The 18,904-nt window shown below is 41.1% G+C and carries 14 protein-coding genes, 30 tRNA genes and 1 rRNA gene; 39 read left to right on the top strand and 6 right to left on the bottom strand.

The window, feature by feature from the left end; genetic code table 11:
- The first annotated feature begins 4 nt into the window (after positions 1 to 4).
- From MHB65_RS18905 to MHB65_RS18860, 10 genes are all read left to right on the top strand, one after another.
- A tRNA-Ile gene (locus MHB65_RS18905) sits at positions 5 to 81 on the top strand.
- A gap of 15 nt (positions 82 to 96) precedes the next feature.
- A tRNA-Ser gene (locus MHB65_RS18900) sits at positions 97 to 189 on the top strand.
- A gap of 53 nt (positions 190 to 242) precedes the next feature.
- Positions 243 to 317 (top strand) — tRNA-Met (locus tag MHB65_RS18895).
- Between the two features lie 3 nt (positions 318 to 320).
- Positions 321 to 396: transfer RNA gene (locus MHB65_RS18890), tRNA-Asp, on the top strand.
- A 58-nt stretch (positions 397 to 454) separates the two neighbouring features.
- Positions 455 to 530, top strand: a tRNA-Phe gene (locus MHB65_RS18885).
- A gap of 5 nt (positions 531 to 535) precedes the next feature.
- Positions 536 to 609: transfer RNA gene (locus MHB65_RS18880), tRNA-Gly, on the top strand.
- Position 610: 1 nt separating this feature from the next.
- Positions 611 to 687 (top strand) — tRNA-Ile (locus tag MHB65_RS18875).
- A gap of 4 nt (positions 688 to 691) precedes the next feature.
- A tRNA-Asn gene (locus MHB65_RS18870) sits at positions 692 to 768 on the top strand.
- Positions 769 to 778: 10 nt separating this feature from the next.
- Positions 779 to 869, top strand: a tRNA-Ser gene (locus tag MHB65_RS18865).
- A 2-nt stretch (positions 870 to 871) separates the two neighbouring features.
- Positions 872 to 943, top strand: a tRNA-Glu gene (locus MHB65_RS18860).
- 59 nt (positions 944 to 1,002) lie between these two features.
- On the opposite strand, the gene MHB65_RS18855 is transcribed toward MHB65_RS18860, so the two are convergent.
- The 4 genes from MHB65_RS18855 to nadB all read right to left on the bottom strand — a co-directional run bounded on the left by MHB65_RS18855 (position 1,003) and on the right by nadB (position 5,079).
- Positions 1,003 to 1,419, bottom strand: coding sequence for a VOC family protein (locus MHB65_RS18855; protein WP_342441354.1), 417 nt, complete (start codon positions 1,417 to 1,419; stop codon positions 1,003 to 1,005).
- 166 nt (positions 1,420 to 1,585) lie between these two features.
- A complete protein-coding gene (nadA, locus tag MHB65_RS18850; RefSeq protein ID WP_342441353.1) occupies positions 1,586 to 2,689 on the bottom strand; it encodes a quinolinate synthase NadA in 1,104 nt (367 codons plus the stop codon).
- On the bottom strand, positions 2,676 to 3,536 hold the full coding sequence (gene nadC / locus MHB65_RS18845; protein WP_342441352.1) for a carboxylating nicotinate-nucleotide diphosphorylase: 861 nt from the start codon (positions 3,534 to 3,536) through the stop codon (positions 2,676 to 2,678). Before nadC ends, nadA begins: the two co-directional genes overlap by 14 nt.
- Positions 3,493 to 5,079, bottom strand: coding sequence for an L-aspartate oxidase (gene nadB / locus MHB65_RS18840; protein WP_342441351.1), 1,587 nt, complete (start codon positions 5,077 to 5,079; stop codon positions 3,493 to 3,495). The genes nadC and nadB overlap by 44 nt, the downstream gene beginning before the upstream one ends.
- 100 nt (positions 5,080 to 5,179) lie before the next feature.
- Here nadB and MHB65_RS18835 point away from each other — a divergent pair, with 100 nt between their 5' ends.
- The 23 genes from MHB65_RS18835 to MHB65_RS18725 all read left to right on the top strand — a co-directional run bounded on the left by MHB65_RS18835 (position 5,180) and on the right by MHB65_RS18725 (position 9,983).
- Complete coding sequence (locus tag MHB65_RS18835) at positions 5,180 to 6,250, top strand: cysteine desulfurase family protein (RefSeq protein WP_342443770.1); 1,071 nt, start codon at positions 5,180 to 5,182, stop codon at positions 6,248 to 6,250.
- A gap of 279 nt (positions 6,251 to 6,529) precedes the next feature.
- Positions 6,530 to 6,645, top strand: a 5S ribosomal RNA gene (gene rrf, locus MHB65_RS18830).
- A gap of 10 nt (positions 6,646 to 6,655) precedes the next feature.
- Positions 6,656 to 6,731 (top strand) — tRNA-Val (locus MHB65_RS18825).
- Between the two features lie 3 nt (positions 6,732 to 6,734).
- Positions 6,735 to 6,810 (top strand) — tRNA-Thr (locus tag MHB65_RS18820).
- Between the two features lie 7 nt (positions 6,811 to 6,817).
- Positions 6,818 to 6,893 (top strand) — tRNA-Lys (locus MHB65_RS18815).
- Between the two features lie 18 nt (positions 6,894 to 6,911).
- Positions 6,912 to 6,996 (top strand) — tRNA-Leu (locus MHB65_RS18810).
- Between the two features lie 36 nt (positions 6,997 to 7,032).
- Positions 7,033 to 7,107: transfer RNA gene (locus tag MHB65_RS18805), tRNA-Gly, on the top strand.
- Between the two features lie 5 nt (positions 7,108 to 7,112).
- Positions 7,113 to 7,201 (top strand) — tRNA-Leu (locus MHB65_RS18800).
- An 8-nt stretch (positions 7,202 to 7,209) separates the two neighbouring features.
- Positions 7,210 to 7,286, top strand: a tRNA-Arg gene (locus MHB65_RS18795).
- Between the two features lie 9 nt (positions 7,287 to 7,295).
- Positions 7,296 to 7,372 (top strand) — tRNA-Pro (locus tag MHB65_RS18790).
- Positions 7,373 to 7,388: 16 nt separating this feature from the next.
- A tRNA-Ala gene (locus MHB65_RS18785) sits at positions 7,389 to 7,464 on the top strand.
- Positions 7,465 to 7,492: 28 nt separating this feature from the next.
- Positions 7,493 to 7,566: transfer RNA gene (locus tag MHB65_RS18780), tRNA-Met, on the top strand.
- Positions 7,567 to 7,572: 6 nt separating this feature from the next.
- Positions 7,573 to 7,649 (top strand) — tRNA-Ile (locus MHB65_RS18775).
- 15 nt (positions 7,650 to 7,664) lie between these two features.
- Positions 7,665 to 7,757 (top strand) — tRNA-Ser (locus MHB65_RS18770).
- 53 nt (positions 7,758 to 7,810) lie between these two features.
- Positions 7,811 to 7,885: transfer RNA gene (locus MHB65_RS18765), tRNA-Met, on the top strand.
- Positions 7,886 to 7,888: 3 nt separating this feature from the next.
- A tRNA-Asp gene (locus MHB65_RS18760) sits at positions 7,889 to 7,964 on the top strand.
- A gap of 58 nt (positions 7,965 to 8,022) precedes the next feature.
- Positions 8,023 to 8,098: transfer RNA gene (locus tag MHB65_RS18755), tRNA-Phe, on the top strand.
- 5 nt (positions 8,099 to 8,103) lie between these two features.
- Positions 8,104 to 8,177 (top strand) — tRNA-Gly (locus MHB65_RS18750).
- Position 8,178: 1 nt separating this feature from the next.
- A tRNA-Ile gene (locus tag MHB65_RS18745) sits at positions 8,179 to 8,255 on the top strand.
- Positions 8,256 to 8,259: 4 nt separating this feature from the next.
- Positions 8,260 to 8,336: transfer RNA gene (locus tag MHB65_RS18740), tRNA-Asn, on the top strand.
- Positions 8,337 to 8,346: 10 nt separating this feature from the next.
- Positions 8,347 to 8,437, top strand: a tRNA-Ser gene (locus MHB65_RS18735).
- Between the two features lie 2 nt (positions 8,438 to 8,439).
- Positions 8,440 to 8,511, top strand: a tRNA-Glu gene (locus MHB65_RS18730).
- Between the two features lie 269 nt (positions 8,512 to 8,780).
- On the top strand, positions 8,781 to 9,983 hold the full coding sequence (locus MHB65_RS18725; protein ID WP_342441350.1) for a diaminopropionate ammonia-lyase: 1,203 nt from the start codon (positions 8,781 to 8,783) through the stop codon (positions 9,981 to 9,983).
- A gap of 45 nt (positions 9,984 to 10,028) precedes the next feature.
- Here MHB65_RS18725 and MHB65_RS18720 read toward each other — a convergent pair whose 3' ends face one another.
- Positions 10,029 to 11,348, bottom strand: coding sequence for a trypsin-like peptidase domain-containing protein (locus MHB65_RS18720; protein ID WP_342441349.1), 1,320 nt, complete (start codon positions 11,346 to 11,348; stop codon positions 10,029 to 10,031).
- 176 nt (positions 11,349 to 11,524) lie between these two features.
- On the opposite strand from MHB65_RS18720, the gene MHB65_RS18715 reads away from it, so the two are divergent.
- The 3 genes from MHB65_RS18715 to MHB65_RS18705 all read left to right on the top strand — a co-directional run bounded on the left by MHB65_RS18715 (position 11,525) and on the right by MHB65_RS18705 (position 13,785).
- Complete coding sequence (locus MHB65_RS18715; RefSeq protein ID WP_342441348.1) at positions 11,525 to 12,286, top strand: MerR family transcriptional regulator; 762 nt, start codon at positions 11,525 to 11,527, stop codon at positions 12,284 to 12,286.
- 75 nt (positions 12,287 to 12,361) lie between these two features.
- A complete protein-coding gene (locus MHB65_RS18710) occupies positions 12,362 to 12,811 on the top strand; it encodes a TraR/DksA C4-type zinc finger protein (RefSeq protein ID WP_342441347.1) in 450 nt (149 codons plus the stop codon).
- A gap of 47 nt (positions 12,812 to 12,858) precedes the next feature.
- The gene (locus MHB65_RS18705) at positions 12,859 to 13,785 is read left to right on the top strand and encodes a dipeptidase (RefSeq protein WP_342441346.1); all 927 of its coding nucleotides are present in this window, start codon (positions 12,859 to 12,861) and stop codon (positions 13,783 to 13,785) included.
- A 13-nt stretch (positions 13,786 to 13,798) separates the two neighbouring features.
- Here MHB65_RS18705 and MHB65_RS18700 read toward each other — a convergent pair whose 3' ends face one another.
- Positions 13,799 to 14,719: a 1,4-dihydroxy-2-naphthoate polyprenyltransferase gene (locus MHB65_RS18700; RefSeq protein ID WP_205445146.1), complete on the bottom strand. Its 921-nt coding sequence runs from the start codon at positions 14,717 to 14,719 to the stop codon at positions 13,799 to 13,801.
- 247 nt (positions 14,720 to 14,966) lie between these two features.
- Between MHB65_RS18700 and MHB65_RS18695 the strand changes: the two genes are divergently transcribed.
- The 3 genes from MHB65_RS18695 to menH are packed head-to-tail and all read left to right on the top strand — an operon-like array spanning position 14,967 to position 18,866.
- A complete protein-coding gene (locus MHB65_RS18695; RefSeq protein ID WP_342441345.1) occupies positions 14,967 to 16,352 on the top strand; it encodes an isochorismate synthase in 1,386 nt (461 codons plus the stop codon).
- Complete coding sequence (gene menD, locus MHB65_RS18690; protein ID WP_342441344.1) at positions 16,345 to 18,060, top strand: 2-succinyl-5-enolpyruvyl-6-hydroxy-3-cyclohexene-1-carboxylic-acid synthase; 1,716 nt, start codon at positions 16,345 to 16,347, stop codon at positions 18,058 to 18,060. Before MHB65_RS18695 ends, menD begins: the two co-directional genes overlap by 8 nt.
- The gene (gene menH / locus MHB65_RS18685) at positions 18,057 to 18,866 is read left to right on the top strand and encodes a 2-succinyl-6-hydroxy-2,4-cyclohexadiene-1-carboxylate synthase (protein ID WP_342441343.1); all 810 of its coding nucleotides are present in this window, start codon (positions 18,057 to 18,059) and stop codon (positions 18,864 to 18,866) included. The genes menD and menH overlap by 4 nt, the downstream gene beginning before the upstream one ends.
- Positions 18,867 to 18,904 lie beyond the last annotated feature (38 nt).

Below are 18,904 nucleotides of genomic sequence, written 5' to 3'. Positions count from 1 at the left end.
TTAAGGACCTTTAGCTCAGTTGGTTAGAGCAGACGGCTCATAACCGTCCGGTCGCAGGTTCGAGTCCTGCAAGGTCCACCATTTATATATTGTAACGGAGGTATACCCAAGTCTGGCTGAAGGGATCGGTCTTGAAAACCGACAGGCGGGTAACACCGCGCGGGGGTTCGAATCCCTCTACCTCCTCCAGTTTTAAATTTTTATAAATGGTGCTTTAAAAACTCGAAACAGCATAAAATTATCGCGGGGTGGAGCAGTGGTAGCTCGTCGGGCTCATAACCCGAAGGTCGTTGGTTCAAATCCGGCCCCCGCAACCAAAAGGTCCCGTGGTGTAGCGGTTAACATGCCTGCCTGTCACGCAGGAGATCGCCGGTTCGATCCCGGTCGGGACCGCCATTTTTAAAATAAAAGTCATGAGAAGCAAAAGAGTGAGCAAGCTTAGCATGGACGAAATGGGTCAGTAGCTCAGTTGGTAGAGCATTAGATTGAAGCTCTAAGTGTCGGCGGTTCGATTCCGTCCTGACCCACCATTTATGCGGGTGTAGTTTAATGGTAAAACCTCAGCCTTCCAAGCTGATGTCGTGGGTTCGATTCCCATCACCCGCTCCAAGGGCCTATAGCTCAGCTGGTTAGAGCGCACGCCTGATAAGCGTGAGGTCGATGGTTCGAGTCCATTTAGGCCCACCATTATTCCGAAGTAGCTCAGTTGGTAGTAGCACCTGACTGTTAATCAGGTTGTCGCAGGTTCGAGTCCTGCCTTCGGAGCCATTTTTATTTTGGGGAAGTACTCAAGAGGCTGAAGAGGCGCCCCTGCTAAGGGTGTAGGTCGGGTAACCGGCGCGAGGGTTCAAATCCCTCCTTCTCCGCCATGGGCCCGTTGGTCAAGTGGTTAAGACACCGCCCTTTCACGGCGGTAACACGGGTTCGAATCCCGTACGGGTCATACTAAAAACAGTAGATGCAGTTGCATCTACTGTTTTTTTATATTCATAGATATAAATTTTACGCTTGATTCAATGCATTTTCGTCCATATAAACTACTTCCCAGATATGCCCGTCTACATCTTGAAAACCCCAACCATACATAAATCCGTGATCTTGTGGTTCACTATAAGGTTTACCACCAGAGGCAAGTGCCTTATTCACTAATTGATCTACTTGTTCTCGATTTTCGACAGAAAGGCATAAGATTGCTTCTGCAGAAGTAGTAGTATCTGTAACTTCTTTCTTACTAAACCCTTTAAATCGTTCTTCCACCATTATTAATACAAAGATATTTTCACTAATAATCATTGAGGCCGTTGTTTCATCACTGAATTGTTGATTGAACTCAAAACCTAATTCCTTAAAAAAGTTGATAGATTTGTTTAGATCTTTCACTGGTAAATTGATAAAGATATTTTTCGATTGAAAAGCCATTTAGTATCACCTCCAAATCGACAGTATCATAGCGCCTTAAGTCATGTCAATTTTAGCATTGTGGGCAAAAATGGCAGACATTTAAATTATTTAAAGCAGATGTTATATCACCATAAAAAACAGAAAGGTTATTTATACAACCTTTCTGTTGATAAAGCCTATCTATTTATCCTCTAGCTAGCATTCTTTCAAGTGAGCTAAGTGCTTCAGCAGTAGTATGTTCATCTACTTGTATACGGTTATGAGGTTGCCCCTGCTCAATACTTTCGAGGCTCCATAACAAATGCGGCAGGTCAATACGATTCATTGTTAAGCAAGGACAAAAGTTTTCATTTAAAGAGACAATATGTTTATCTGGATGCTGCTTAATAATGCGATTGACTAAGTTCATTTCTGTTCCAATGGCCCATGAAGATCCGCTCGGAGCGCGATTGATTGTGTCAATAATGTATTTTGTGGAGCCTGCATCATCAGCTGCTGCTACAACTTCACGACTGCACTCAGGGTGAACAATAATTCTCATAGTTGGGTGTGCTTTGCGAATAATCTCTGTATGTTGAACTGTGAAACCTTCGTGCACAGAGCAGTGACCCTTCCAAAGAATAACCTGAATATTTTCAAGGGGCTCTGTTGTTTCGAGCATGTTCTTATGAGGATTCCAAACAGCCATATTTTCAAGAGGAATACCTAAGTCATAGGCAGTATTTCTTCCTAAATGTTGGTCAGGTAAAAAGAAGATACGCTGTTTTTGTGTAAATGCCCATTGAACAAGCTCCTTAGCATTCGATGAAGTGACACAAGCACCACCATGTCTTCCAGTAAAGGCTTTAATAGCTGCAGTTGAATTGACATAGGTTAGAGGGATAATCGTATCACCAAAGAGTTCTTGAAGAATCGGCCAAGCTTGTTCAGTTTGATAAATGTCTGCCATATCAGCCATTGAACAACCAGCACGCATATCTGGCAAATAGACATATTGTTGTTTCGTTGTCAGCATATCAGCAGTCTCTGCCATAAAATGCACGCCGCAAAATACGATGTGTTCAGCTTCCTTATTTGCTGCGGATAATTGAGCTAACTGTAAAGAATCTCCAGTTGCATCAGCAAATTGAATGACCTCATCTTTTTGATAATGGTGCCCAGGAATAAATAATTTAGGACCTAATTTTTTCTTTATTGATAAAATACGAGATTCCATTTCCTTTACGGATAGTGCCCGATAATGCTCAGGAAGTAGTGTCGTTTGTTGTAATAAACTAGTGATGGACAAGGGAATGATCTCCTTTCATTTGAACGAGTGCACTAATGTCAAAAGCTTTAACTGAATGTGTTAAGGAGCCAAGTGAAATCCACTGAATACCCGATTGGGCATATGCCTTTAAATTTTCAAGTGTGATGCCCCCAGATGCTTCAGTTGCAATAGAAGGAGGGACAGTAGGAAGCCATGCACGTATCTCTTCTGGACTACGGTTATCAAACATAATAATATCTGCTCCAGCGTTGATAGCTTCTTCTAGCTGTTCTTTTGTTTCAATTTCAACTTCGATTTTTACAGTATGACCAACCTTCGCTCTAGCGGATTGAACTGCATTTGTTATGCTACCAGCAAAGGCAATATGATTATCCTTTAGCATGATTGCATCATACAGACCATTACGATGATTAAAAGCACCACCGATTCGAACAGCATATTTATCCAGCATACGCAGTCCAGGTATTGTTTTACGGGTATCGCATATTTTTGCATGCGTACCTACGGTTTCTTGAACGGCAAGATGGGTCGCCGTTGCAATAGCAGACATACGCTGAATAAGATTTAAAATGACACGCTCACCTATTAATAACTTTTGTAAGGGCCCTTTAATCACAGCAAGCACATCACCTGACTGAACCATCTCTCCATCTTTTTTATGAAGAGTGACTTCGATTGATCGATCGAGTAGGAAAAAGCCATGCTCAATAATGAGAGCTCCACAAAAAATCCCGTTTTCTTTAGCATAAAAGGAAAAAGACCCCTGCTGTTCGGCTGAAAAGATAAATTCACTCGATAAATCCCCATCTCCTAAATCCTCATTAAAAAATTGCTTGAGCATTTCCTCGAGTTTGATGATATTCATACAATGAGTTCCTCACTTTCATTTGTCCTTGCGAAAAAATAATCCATCGACTTGCCCATTGTGCATCCATTTCGGATTTATCCGTACGAATGTGGGCACCACGTGTTTCCGTTCGTGTAATGGCTGCATGTGCCATTAATGTTGCGACTACGTGCATCATAAATAATTCCAACTTAGCTTGGTCTAGCCCTTCTAAATTAACGTGAAGAAGAGATTGCATGGAAGGTAATTGCTGAGCAAAACGCTGCAAATCATCAATATTCCTGACAATACCTAAGAACTGCATCATGTGCTGCTGTAATTGCGGTTTGCTAAATAAAGGTGGCATCATATCGGTACATTGTTGGTTTTCAAGTAAAAAGTTTTTTTGATGACACCCTTTTTGAATAATGAATTGCGCCATTTTTTGACCAAATGTAATACCTTCCAATAGTGAGTTACTTGCTAAACGATTCGCACCATGTACACCTGTACAGGCAACCTCACCAACTGCATATAAGTTTGGTATAGTAGTTCTTCCTTTGTCATCAGCAATAACACCACCCATTAAGAAATGACTTCCTGGAGCCACGGGGATTAGGCGATCTTGTAAATGAACTTGATTGTCATGACAAAGCTGAGCAATTGTTGGAAATTTTGCTTCAAAGTCTTGTATGTTTGCAATATCAATGAACGTTTCTTCACCTGCAGCCCGTTTTGTAAATAGTGCTAGTGCCGTAATATGTCTTGGAGCTAAGTCAAGTTGGGCATGCAAGCCCGTCATAATCGGCTGACGTTGTGCATCGACAAAGATACCGCCAGCTCCCCGGACAGCTTCAGAAACTAATCCCTTTGCTTCATTTTTGCACCAAAGCAGACTTGGGTGAAATTGCATAAATTCCATATCACTGATGGCAGCACCTGCTCGAAATGCTAATGCGATCCCATCGCCTGTATTGGTTGGAAAGTTAGATGTACTTGAATAGAGGGCACCTGCACCGCCTGTCGCTAAAATCACATGATGTGCCCAATAGCGTTTTGTACCTTTTTCTCCTTTAGTGAGTACTCCCACACAGTCACCATCTGTATTACGTAAAAGCTCATAAGCCATTTCATAGCAATTTATCTTCGTTTTTGGTGAAAGTTGATGAAGCAAGTAATCTATGAAAACCTGACCTGTACGATCACCACCTGCATGTAGAATACGATGGTGACTATGTGCTCCCTCAAGTCCTAGAGCAGGTTTTCCGTCAACCTGCCGATCAACTGGGAGCCCATTCTTTAGATATTTCTGCATAATTGCAGTGCCGTTTTTTATAAGTGTTTCAACATGTCTTTTCTCATGATGATACTCTCCAGCTTTTAATGTATCAGCAATGTGGTGTTGAATATGATCTTCCTCACTTGTAACAGCAGCAATGCCACCTTGTGCACGATAAGAGCTACTCATATATATAGATGATTTTGTAACAATTTGTATTTGAAAATGTTTTTCAAGCAGTAAAGCAGCCTGAAGTGCAGCAATACCACTACCAATGATAAGGACGTCTGTCTTTACATCCATAGTTATACCTTCTTTACAGTTGTCTTGACACCTATCTTTACATAAAATAAAAAAGAAAACAAGACCTGATGAACTAGAGAGGAAGAAGACAATGATTTATATGGATTATGCTGCAACGTCACCTATGACAAGGAATTCTCTTGAGGCATATGTAGAGGTTGCACAACGTTATTATGGAAACAGTGCAAGTCTGCATGATCTAGGGGGACAAGCCCTTTATTTTGTCCAGCAGTCAAGAAATGTTGTAGCCCATGCTCTAGGCGTAAATAGTGATGGTGTAATTTTTACAGGGAGCGGAACTGAAGGAAATCTCATAGCCATCTTGTCATTAGCGCTAGCCTCTAAAAAAGGAAAACACATTATTTCATCTCAAGCCGAACATACGTCTGTGCATGCAGCTTTGAATACACTTGAGAAAAAGGGCTTTGTTGTAACGAAATTACCATTGCAGAAGGATGGTTGCGTTGATCTGGTCCAATTGCAACAAACAATTCGTGAAGATACAGCTTTGATTACCATTCAACATGTCAATTCTGAAATTGGTTCTATCCAGCCTGTGAAGAAAATTGTAGAGATGGCAAGAAAGTCAAATATTTTCTGTCATGTTGATTGTGTGCAATCATTTGGCAAACTACCTATACCAAAAGGAGCAGATGCGATTACCATCTCAGCTCATAAAATAGGTGGACCAAAGGGGTGTGGTGCTGTTTATCTGAATCCCGCAATTCGTGTACCTTCATTAACACCAGGTGTAACCCATGAGAGAGGGCTAAGAGGGGGAACATTAGATACTCCTGCAATTGTGGCCTTTGCGGCGGCAATTGAAAACTATCAATATGAATTGCAACATTACGAGACTTTAAGAAATTTTTTCAAAAATGATTTATCTGAAACATGTCAACTTGTTGAGTGTAAACAGCAACTACCTAATATTTGTGGGGTAATGATGGAGAAAGTAGAGGGGCAATATGTTCTTTTAAAGTTAAATGAAGCAGGAATTTGTATTTCTACGGGTAGTGCATGTGATATTCATAGTGAATCTGGAACAAAGGCCATTTTATCAATGGGTTTCTCTTTAGAAGCGGCACGCCAATTTTTTAGAATATCTTTTGGTCCTTCCACCACACTTGATGATATTACAAAATTAAAAATAGAGCTTTCAAATATTTAATGAAAAGACGAGTGGAGGATTTTCTATGTTCTTCACTTGTTTTCAAATAGATTATAAGTTAAGAAAATATACAAAATAAAATAATTGTTTTCTTTTGAAACAACAATTGCTATAATATTTTGCAGGGCAATAATTTCTCTTACTTAACAAAAATATCTTCAAAACGTAATAATTTCTTTTTTTTTATAAAAAAGTATTGCATAATGTTAGAAAACGTTATACAATAATTCTTGTCTTGAAGGACAGGTAAACAACTTCAAAACGAGATACATAACAAAGTCTAGTGATGATGGCAAAGAGGTCACACCCGTTCCCATACCGAACACGGAAGTTAAGCTCTTTAGCGCCGATGGTAGTTGGGGGCTTCCCCCTGTGAGAGTAGGACGTCGCTAGGCATAGTACCCAGGAGGATTAGCTCAGCTGGGAGAGCATCTGCCTTACAAGCAGAGGGTCGGCGGTTCGAGCCCGTCATCCTCCACCATATGCCGGTTTAGCTCAGCAGGTAGAGCAACTGACTTGTAATCAGTAGGTCGTGGGTTCGATTCCTATAGCCGGCACCATTTTTTCGAGCCATTAGCTCAGTTGGTAGAGCATCTGACTTTTAATCAGAGGGTCGAAGGTTCGAGTCCTTCATGGCTCACCATTTTTGAAATAATAATAAGCGGGTGTGGCGGAATTGGCAGACGCACTAGACTTAGGATCTAGCGCCGCAAGGCGTGGGGGTTCGACTCCCTTCACCCGCACCATTATTTTCATTGCCAGATAAAAAAACTTATGCACATGCGGAAGTAGTTCAGTGGTAGAACACCACCTTGCCAAGGTGGGGGTCGCGAGTTCGAACCTCGTCTTCCGCTCCAAATGTGCCGGGGTGGCGGAACTGGCAGACGCACAGGACTTAAAATCCTGCGGTAGGTGACTACCGTACCGGTTCGATTCCGGTCCTCGGCACCATTTTAAATGCGCCCGTAGCTCAATTGGATAGAGCGTCTGACTACGGATCAGAAGGTTATGGGTTCGACTCCTGTCGGGCGCGCCAAAAGAACAACGGGAAGTAGCTCAGCTTGGTAGAGCACTTGGTTTGGGACCAAGGGGTCGCAGGTTCGAATCCTGTCTTCCCGACCATTTCCTAAAAATTTATGGGGCCTTAGCTCAGCTGGGAGAGCGCCTGCCTTGCACGCAGGAGGTCAGCGGTTCGATCCCGCTAGGCTCCACCATAAGTAAATTAACCAGTATAAAGATCCTGGCGGCGTAGCTCAGCTGGCTAGAGCGTACGGTTCATACCCGTAAGGTCGGGGGTTCGATCCCCTCTGCCGCCATCTTAAGGACCTTTAGCTCAGTTGGTTAGAGCAGACGGCTCATAACCGTCCGGTCGCAGGTTCGAGTCCTGCAAGGTCCACCATTTATATATTGTAACGGAGGTATACCCAAGTCTGGCTGAAGGGATCGGTCTTGAAAACCGACAGGCGGGTAACACCGCGCGGGGGTTCGAATCCCTCTACCTCCTCCAGTTTTAAATTTTTATAAATGGTGCTTTAAAAACTCGAAACAGCATAAAATTATCGCGGGGTGGAGCAGTGGTAGCTCGTCGGGCTCATAACCCGAAGGTCGTTGGTTCAAATCCGGCCCCCGCAACCAAAAGGTCCCGTGGTGTAGCGGTTAACATGCCTGCCTGTCACGCAGGAGATCGCCGGTTCGATCCCGGTCGGGACCGCCATTTTTAAAATAAAAGTCATGAGAAGCAAAAGAGTGAGCAAGCTTAGCATGGACGAAATGGGTCAGTAGCTCAGTTGGTAGAGCATTAGATTGAAGCTCTAAGTGTCGGCGGTTCGATTCCGTCCTGACCCACCATTTATGCGGGTGTAGTTTAATGGTAAAACCTCAGCCTTCCAAGCTGATGTCGTGGGTTCGATTCCCATCACCCGCTCCAAGGGCCTATAGCTCAGCTGGTTAGAGCGCACGCCTGATAAGCGTGAGGTCGATGGTTCGAGTCCATTTAGGCCCACCATTATTCCGAAGTAGCTCAGTTGGTAGTAGCACCTGACTGTTAATCAGGTTGTCGCAGGTTCGAGTCCTGCCTTCGGAGCCATTTTTATTTTGGGGAAGTACTCAAGAGGCTGAAGAGGCGCCCCTGCTAAGGGTGTAGGTCGGGTAACCGGCGCGAGGGTTCAAATCCCTCCTTCTCCGCCATGGGCCCGTTGGTCAAGTGGTTAAGACACCGCCCTTTCACGGCGGTAACACGGGTTCGAATCCCGTACGGGTCATACTAAGTGCAGTAGATGAATTTACATCTACTGCACTTTTTAATTTACTTAAAAATAGCTAGATAATAATAAACCTTTACAGAAATTAGATCCTGTAAGGGTTTATTGTTTTTCTGGAGGTTTAGATTGGAATTCTCGGTGTTTGTAGGTCCAAAACCAATGTATAACTGATATATTTGCTTGCTCTGACTACCCCTGTTTAATTTTGGTAATAAATTTTGTATTTTAAAGCTAGATCGACTAAGCTATTGGTAAAGGGGGAGATAGGTATGAAGGAAAAATTAAAGTGGGTGCACAATCAGCTAGACAACACAAACCAAGGCTCACCATTACTATCATATTTTACACTGGAACAAGTAAAGAAGGTTGGTCAATTTCAGCGTACATATGAGCGATTTGAGCAGACACCTCTCCATCATCTTGAGGCACTTGCTTCATATATGGGTGTAGAAAAAATCATGGTTAAAGATGAATCTTATCGATTTGGTTTAAATGCCTTTAAAGTATTAGGCGGTATTTATGCAATTGCGCAATATATTGCCAATAAGCTTGGGAGGAATATAAAGGAGCTATCGTTTGAACAGTTAAAATCTCCGGAAGTAAAAGCAGAAGTAGGCGATTTAACATTTATTTCAACGACAGATGGTAATCATGGTCGTGGTGTTGCATGGGCAGCTAGAGAACTGGGTTTTCAAGCGCGAATATATATGCCAGCTGGCAGCGCGGCTGAGCGTTTACAGCATATTAAAAGTGAAGGGGCTTTTGCTGAAATTACGACAATGAATTATGACGATACTGTTCGTTATACCTCACAGCTTGCACAAAAAAATGGCTGGGTTCTGGTTCAGGATACAATGTGGGATGGCTATGAAGAAATTCCATTATGGATTATGCAAGGTTACACAACCATTGTGCAGGAGATTGTTGAACAGATACAGCTAGCCCCGACACATGTATTTTTGCAAGCGGGTGTAGGATCCTTTGCAGGAGCAGTAGTTGCGTTTTTACAGCAATACTATGAGCAGGAAGTTACTTTTGTATTGGTTGAGCCTCATGTCGCTAATTGCTATTATGAAAGCTTTAAAAAAAATACGGATCAATTTGTCTCTGTTGGCGGGGAGATGCAAACGATTATGGCAGGGCTTGCTTGCGGTGAACCGAATCCACAGGCTTGGCAAATCTTAAAAGCCTCCACAAAAATAAGTATCTCCTGCGAGGAAGAAATAGCAGCTACAGGTATGCGCGTTCTTGGCAATCCATTAGACACAGACACTCGCATTATAGCTGGTGAATCAGGAGCGGCGCCATTTGGTTGCTTTTATGAAATAATGACAAATGAACAATATAAGGAATTAAAAAATGCCTTACACCTAAATGAACATGCGAGGGTGCTGTTTATTAATACAGAGGGTGACACAGATAAAGAGAACTATCGACAAATAGTATGGCATGGGAAATATGCGAACCAATAGCAAACTAGTGATGAACTAGCTTGCTATTTTACTTTGTAAAAGGTTTTATTGGTGTATCTTAATGTTGGCAATTTTATAAGCACCATAATCATCCGTAATAACTGTATAAGTTTTATAGCGATCATAGAATTGGTAATTACCTTGTGCATCATAAAAATCAAAAGTTTCATTCATGTCAACATAATATTGACCATTTGAGTATTGTACATCTAGCACATCATTGTTTGTAAAATAGAAGTAATGACCCTGGTAGGCAATCTCATTAATGTATTTCTCCAATTCTTGATATGCTGTACTGCCAGGTGAAAGCATATCAGCTATCCAATAAAAATCACCATCATTGAGTGCCATTTCATAATAGAGACGGAATGCTTGCACGAATTGACCTGCTAGTAAGGCGTCTGTTTCGTTGGTGGGTTTTGTTTCAATAGTAGATTGTTGACTACCTTCATAAACATTCGCAATAGCCCGAACCTCATTTGCAGAAAGTGGTTTAGCAATCCATCCATCAAATTGATCAAGCATACTATAAAGGGGAATGGAAAAGGCAAAGTTAGTACTTGTATCAGTTGTATAAAGTAGTGAGTTAATTCCAATTACTTTGCCTGTATTAACATCAACTAATGGGCCACCGCTGCTACCTTTATCAATTTGTGCATCTACCTGATAAATTTGCTTATAAATAAAATTTTCAAGTTTCATATCACGTTTATTACCTGTTATATAGCCAATAGAAGCCGAATTTTCAAAACCTTGTGGACTACCAAATGCAATGACTTCTAGACCTATAGGTGATTCTGCAGTCTCCATGCCTAATGGCTCTGTGTCTTGGTAGTTAGGCACCTTTATTAAAGCAATATCATAGTGATCAGATATACCGATAACAGTACCTGGAGATTCTTGACCATTTACATTACGAATCATTACATCAACTTCACCTTGGATAACATGAGCATTTGTAATAACATATCCACCCTTTTTATATAGGAAGCCAGAGCCTTGACTATTGTTAGTTAGGACAGTGAAGACTTTTTGTTGTATTTCCTTTATAAGGGTGACACGATCAACCTGCTGTGCATGAGCTTCTTGTTTTTTGGTGAGTTCTTCTGAAGAAACTTGTTGTGCATTTATCTTTTGATTATCGTTAATTTCCGAGTAAGCGGTGGTATAGCTCTTTTTATCATTAAAAAAATCCCAATATGCATAACCTAGACCGCCTATTGCAATAAAACAGATTGAAAGTACGATAATTGCCCATGTTGGGATACCTTGTTTTGGAAATGATGGATTTATGAGCTTATTACCACAATCCGAGCAAAATTTACTGTCTATAAGATTTTCATGCTGACAATTAGGACACTTCACCTTATCACACCCCTGTGAAATATTTACTATTCATATCGGCTTGAAAATATAGCTTTATAGGTATTTATGGAATTATATTAATTCGAAGGGTGTATATGGAATAAAAAAATTTTTCATTCTGCTCTTGACCTTAACGTTGCGTCAAAGCTTACAGTAGCATTAATGGAGGTGATTACATGGAATATACCATTCAGGAGCTTGCTCAGTTGTCAGGTATTAGTACAAGAACATTGCGCTATTACGATGAAATTGGGTTGCTGAAACCAGCAAGAACCAATGAGGCGGGCTATCGATTTTATGGCCAATGGGAGGTCGATATGTTGCAGCAGATTTTATTTTACCGCGCATTAGACATGAAGTTAGTGACGATTCAGGCTATTATTCAGGCACCTAATTTTCAGCATGCCGAGGCGCTTAAAACACATAGAGCAGAGTTGCTTCAACGCAAGGAACAGTTGGAAACAATCTTACAGACAGTAGAAAAAACAATACAATCCATTGAGGAGGAACAACCAATGTCAAATGAAGAAAAATTTAAAGGTTTTAAAGAAAAGTTAATCGAGGATAACGAAAAGCAGTACGGCCAAGAAATCCGTGAGAAATATGGGGATGAAACAGTGGATGCATCTAATGCTAAGCTTATGAATATGACAGAGCAACAATATCAGGCGATGCAACAGTTAGAGCAGCAAATGTTTGAGCGTTTAGCAGAAGCAATGGAGCTTGGAGATACTACAAGTGACATTGCGATGGAAGTAGCAGAGTTGCATAAACGTTGGCTGAGTTTTACGTGGAAAGAATATTCCAAAGAGGCACATGCTGGGCTGGCACAAATGTATATAGCTGATGAACGTTTTACGGCTTATTATGATGAGCGAGGGGCAACAGGAGCAGCGCAATTTTTACATGACGCCATTATAGCTTATACAAGTAAATAAATAGGTCTTCCTTATGCTGACATGTTTTAGAAATCGTAAATTAGGAAAAAATAAAAGCATGAGGAGGAGATTTTTGTGGATCAACAAGTAATGCAACAATTAAAAAGACAACTCGAGCAAGAATTACAAGAAATAGAACAGCGACTTGAGGAATCTGAGCGTCCTCAAGCGACAGAGCTATCTAATTATGATAATCACCCCGCTGATAATGCCAGTGATTTAACGGATCAGTTGACAGAAATGGCTATGGATGAGCATCGTGAAGACACTGTGGAGGAAATTAAAAAGGCCCTTCAAGCAATGGCAGACGGAACATACGGTAAATGTGTTGTCTGCGGTGAAGAGATTCCATTAGGACGCTTAGAGGCTATGCCTAAAGCTCTGACCTGCGTGGAGCATGCAGAGCAGAAAGAAGAAAATTTACGACCAGTGGAAGAAGATGTGCTATCCTCAACCCCAAAATCAGATGATTTCATTGAGCTTGAGGAATTTGGCTCTTCTGATACACCACAAGATAAAATTTAGTAAGTTTTTCCTCACGAAAGCAGTATAATAACTGTAGAGGTGAGGATATGAAGATCATTGATTTACACTGTGATGCACTTTTAAAATTAACTACTCTTGAAACGGCGAATTTTGCTGAGGATGTGCGTATACATGCCAATCAAAAAAGATTGCAATTAGGGCAAGTAGAGACTCAAGTGTTCGCCATCTTTATTGACCCAAAAATCCCGCAAAATTTGCAATTTCTTGAGGTCATGCGTCAAATCGAAGCATTCCATACTCATGTTTTACAAACAGAGGGCATGGTGCATATTACAGATTGGGCACAGTTAGACCAATTAGCTCCACATGAAATAGGAGCTGTTTTAAGCTTAGAGGGCTGTAGTGCCATTGGCGAAGATTTAACGAAGCTAACAGCTGTACTGGATGCGGGCGTGAAATTAGTAGGTTTAACGTGGAATGAAGAAAATGCTGTAGCTCATGGTGCTGAACAGGATGCAACCCTTGGATTAAAGCCATTTGGTAAAGAAGTTATACAATTATTAAATGAGCGCGATATGATTATTGATGTCTCCCATCTAAATGAGCAAAGCTTTTGGGATGTCTTGCCGTTAGCGAAGCATATTATTGCAAGCCATAGTAATGCACGTGCACTATGTGACCATCCACGCAATTTAACAGATGCGCAGGCAAAGGCACTTGTAGAGCATGGAGGACATATCCATGTTGTTTATTTCCCACTCTTTATTGGAAAAGATGCAACACTAGACCATTTAGTGGAGCATGTGGAGCATTTAGCGGAACTAGTAGGTGTAGAGCATATAGGGTTAGGCTCCGATTTTGATGGGATTGATAGGACTGTTAGTGGCTTAGCACATGCAGGAGAAGCGCAAAATTTACTAGAGGCATTACGCACACGTTTTTCAGATGAAGAAGTGTATGGTATTGCAAGTCTAAATTTCCGACGCTATGTAAAAAAAGCAGCAACCCGTTAAGGCTGCTGCATCTTTAATAAAAGAAATAATGAAATAATAAACCGATTCCTAATAGGAAGCCAAAGAATGTATTTGTTTGCGCTGTATATTTCATCGCAGGCATTACCTCTTTGGCTTCTTTTTTGTCTCGGAAAATTTGAATGGCACGTAATGGTTTTGGAATACTTAGGAAGATGATTAAAGCCCAAAATGTAATACCATCAACTGCTACAAGAGCGATCACCCATAAATAGGAGACGATAAAAAAGCCTGATAACACGGAAATTGCATTATCACGTCCTACCAAAATAGCCAAGGTCTTTCGTCCGCCCTCTGTATCACCAACAATATCACGAATATTGTTTGATAGCATAATGGCACCGACTAAAATCATGCTTGGTACAGAAAGCAACACAGCATCCAGTGTTACTGTAAGCGTTTGAATATAAAAGGCAATTAATACAATGCCCATACCCATTACTGCGCCAGAGACAATTTCACCAAATGGAGAATAGGCGATTGGGTACGGTCCACCTGTATATAAGAAGCCAATAAGCATACAAACAAGTCCGACAGCTGCTAACCACCAAGACGTTGAGGCACATATGTAAATGCCAAGAAGCATGGCAATAGCATAAAAGCTTAATGCAATCATCATAATTGTTTTTGGCTGTACACCATGACGGACAATCGTACCGCCAATCCCAACAGAATGCTCGTTATCTAATCCTAATTTGTAATCATAATATTCATTGAACATATTCGTTGCTGCTTGGATAAGCATACTTGCAATAAGCATAGCAAAAAATAGTCCAAAATCAATTGTTTCTTTATCAATTGATAAGGCAATAGCTGTTCCTAGGAATACTGGAACAAATGAAGCGGTTAAAGTATGTGGACGTGTTAAATGCCACCAAACTTTAAAACCCCTATCAGCTTCAATGACTTTGGTCATAAGGTCTTTCTCTCCTTCAAATGTTGTCGACTCTTCTTATTTTAAACGAAGATTGAGAAAATGGGTAGGTTCACAGCTTATTACATACTGTTTAATGAAAAAAAGTGATACAATAGAACATGCATTTATGATCTGAAAATAAAAAAAGAGCGGTTAGCAACAGTACGAATAACTGCGTTGTCGACCAAAATATGATGTGTTTTAACCATCATTCATTATGTACATTGCAACAACGGAGGTAATTTTCATGCAACAGAAGTGGTACCAAGCCACAGAAGTAGAAGTGGACTCTTTGGGCCAAAGCCTTCATTTTTATATGGAAACAATTGAAGTAAGTCGCCTTTCTGCACTGGCGTTCTATGCAGCAGGCGAAGAATGTTATAAAGGTGAACGATTTTATTGGCAAAATAGAGAAAAAACAATGACATTAGTTGGACTAGGACATGCTCATACCATTCAAAACAACGCTAAAGATGACCGCTTTGATGCTGTAGAAGCGGAATGGAAAAAATTAACGAAAAACTGTCTAAAAGGTCAAAGAGAGCTACAACCTATTTTGTTTGGTGGCTTTACATTTGATCCTCAAAATAATGTGGATGGGGAATGGACGGATTTCCCAGAGGCTTATTTTGCATTAGCAACGTTTCAGCTTGTGATACGTGATGATAAAGCATACGTGAGTATTCATCTTTTGACACAAGATCAGCAGGCTGAGGAGCAGTTCGAAGCTCTAAGAAAAGAGCGAGATCATTTAATTCATGCGGCTCAGGTTAAAGAAGTGAAAACGTATACAAAACCTGAAATCACAAGTTATTTTGAGCCATATAAGGAACCTTATCTAGCCTCAATTGATCAAGTGACGGCATTAATTAAGGAGAAAAAGGCAGATAAAGTGGTCATTGCACGCTCGCTTGCTTTGCAATTTAAAGAGTATGTAACTGCACCACAAGTGCTTTCCCAAATTATTCATGAGCAACCAGAAAGCTATTTATTCGGCTTAGAGCATAGAAATTTATTGTTTTTTGGAGCATCACCCGAACGGCTTGTGAAAGTAGAAGAGGGTCGTGCATTTTCTTCTTGTATTGCTGGCTCGATTAAACGAGGTAAAACAGCTGAGGAAGATGAGGCTTATGGACAAAGTTTATTAAATGATCCTAAAAATGGCGGAGAACACCAGTATGTTGTCGATATGATTGCGGATACATTCCGTAAAAATTGCATGGACATGACGGTGCCAGATAGACCACGCTTATTAAAAATACGGGATATTCAACATTTATATACACCTATAGAAGGTCAGTTAAATCAGGACGCAACAATCCTACAACTGACTAAATCATTACATCCAACACCCGCTTTAGGTGGTGTACCACGCACAGAAGCATTGGCGGCCATTCGCAAATATGAGCCGATGAATCGAGGGCTGTATGCTGCGCCAATAGGCTGGCTAGATGCAGAGGGTAACGGTGAATTTGCAGTTGCCATACGTTCAGCTGCCTTACTAAGTGATAAAGCTTATTTATATGCGGGCGGTGGGATCGTCGCAGATTCAGAACCACAATCTGAATATGAAGAAACATTAGTCAAATTCCGTCCAATGCTTCGTGCGCTAGGGGGACAATTGCATGAGTGAACGAAAAATACTAACAGATTATGTTTATAAAATGGTCGCATCGCTAGTGCAGGCTGGTGTAGAAAATGTTGTCGCCAGCCCAGGCTCACGTTCAACACCGCTTGCTTATGCGGTTGCTTCCACTAAACAGGTAAAAATGTATCGGCAGGTAGATGAACGCTCAGCTGCGTTCTTTGCGCTAGGGCTGGCTAAGGCAACTGCTAAACCAGTAGTTCTCTTATGTACATCTGGTACTGCGGCAGCAAATTATTTTCCTGCAATTGTGGAGGCAAGCTATGCACGAGTACCATTGATTATCATAACAGCTGATCGCCCACATGAATTACGTGAGGTAGGCGCTCCGCAGGCTATCAATCAACCTAATTTATATGGTTCACATGTGAAATGGAGTGTTGATTTTCCGTTAGCAGATGGTGCAGAACCAACATTGCCTTTTATTGAGCGTCATCTTGCTCGTGCGGTAGCCATTGCAACGAGTGCACCTTTTGGACCAGTACATATCAATGTACCTTTCCGTGAGCCTTTATTAATTGATTTACAGCAGGATCTACCAGCAGTGACGTTTAAGCACAGCAGTATGGGACAATTAACCCCTACGACTACTGATCAGCAGGAACTTTCCTCTATTCTACAATCAACTAAAAGAGGCTTTATGATTATTGGTGAGTTAGCTCTTGGTACAGATTTATCCATTGTTTGGCAATTTATGCGTCAGCTGAAGTGGCCTGTCATTGTGGAAAGTTTATCGAATATGCGTACATCCGTACCAGAGGATTGTTTACCATATATCGTGACAACCTATGATGCCATTATGAAGAGTGATGACTTCAAAGCACTGGTGCAACCAGATACAGTAATCCGAATAGGAGCACAGCCTGTTTCGAAATTTATTATGCAATTCATAACAAAAACACAGCCCAATGCCTATGTGATTATTGATGAAGACCCTATGTTTAGAGATGCTACGGGCGTATCTACGCATTTTATTCATGCGAATATCGATCAGTGGCTGACAGAATTAGCGATTACTGAAACAGCTATTGAGGAAACCTACTTAGCTGAATGGCAAAAAGCGAATCAGCTCGCTACAATGCATATTGAGCAATACTCAGAGGTAGAAAAAGATGAAGGAGCCATAGTCAGTCGTTTACTCAAAATGATTCCTGACGGTAGTGATATTTTCGTTAGCAGTAGTATGCCAGTACGTGATATCGATACATTTTTATTGGCTACACCGAAAGATCTACGTGTTTTTGCCAATCGAGGCACGAACGGAATCGATGGGGTAGTATCAACAGCTATCGGTTTCAGTCAAGGAAATAATCGAGAAAGTTATTTACTGATTGGTGATCTAGCCTTTTTACATGATGTCAATGGACTGATTGCTTCCAGATATCAGGAATGTAACTTAACGATTATTGTGATGAATAATGATGGTGGAGGTATTTTTTCTTACTTACCACAGTCAACTGTTGAAGATCATTATGAGGATTTATTTGGCACACCAACAGCCCTTGAATTCCGTGATATTGCCCATATGTATGATATGGACTATGTACGTGTGGAATCAATTGACGAGCTTTCCGAGAAATTTTCAACAAGTAAGAAACGTTCTTTACGGTTGGTTGAAATATTTACAGATAGAACCGAGAATGTGAATGCACATCGAGGACTTTGGAATCGAATTAATGCGGAGTTAAAAGCATGACAAAATGGATGATTCGGGGGCTTGAAACCCATGTTGACATATGGAATGAAAATGGTGAACACACGCTCGTTGCGTTGCATGGATTTACAGGTAGTACGGCAACATGGCATAGTCTAGCACAAGCTCTTCCTCATGTTCGTGTTATTGCCATTGATTTAATTGGGCATGGTCAAACAGCTATTCCACAGCACGTACAGCGTTTTTCTATGGAGGAGCAATTACAGGATTTAGAAGAACTATTTTGCCAACTCAGTTTAGAGAAATTTACGCTGTTAGGCTATTCGATGGGTGGAAGAATCGCTTTATCCTATGCCATTACGTATCCAGGTCGCATTCATCAGCTCATTTTAGAAAGTGCTTCTCCTGGCTTACGAACAATCGAAGAGCAAAATGAACGTTGTAAGCGAGATGAAGCACTGGCACAAAAAATAATGACAAATGGTATACGGTCATTTGTCAATGCATGGGAAAACATACCGCTTTTTGCTTCACAGCAACGTCTATCTAAAAGTGTAAGAGAAGCCATTCGAGTCGAAAGGCTTTCACAGAAAGAAGAGGGACTCGCAGGAAGCTTGAGAGGTATTGGGACAGGAGTTCAACCTTCAAACTGGGATAGACTGGCGCAACTAGAAATGCCTGTCCTGTTAATTACCGGGGCATTGGATGAGAAATTTTGTAAAATTGCACTAGAAATGAAAGCGCTCTTAAATACTGTTAAGCATTTAACAGTAAATGACGCTGGACATGCAATTCATGTGGAAAATCCCGCTGAGTTTGCTACAATAGTAGAGGAGTATTTAACGTAATATAACGATTACGTTAGCGCCTCGCTAGAAACGAGACG

Source organism: Lysinibacillus sp. FSL K6-0075 (assembly GCF_038592945.1).
GTDB classification, from domain to species: Bacteria; Bacillota; Bacilli; order Bacillales_A; family Planococcaceae; genus Lysinibacillus; species Lysinibacillus fusiformis_F.
This window is presented reverse-complemented; position numbering and strand designations above follow the sequence as displayed.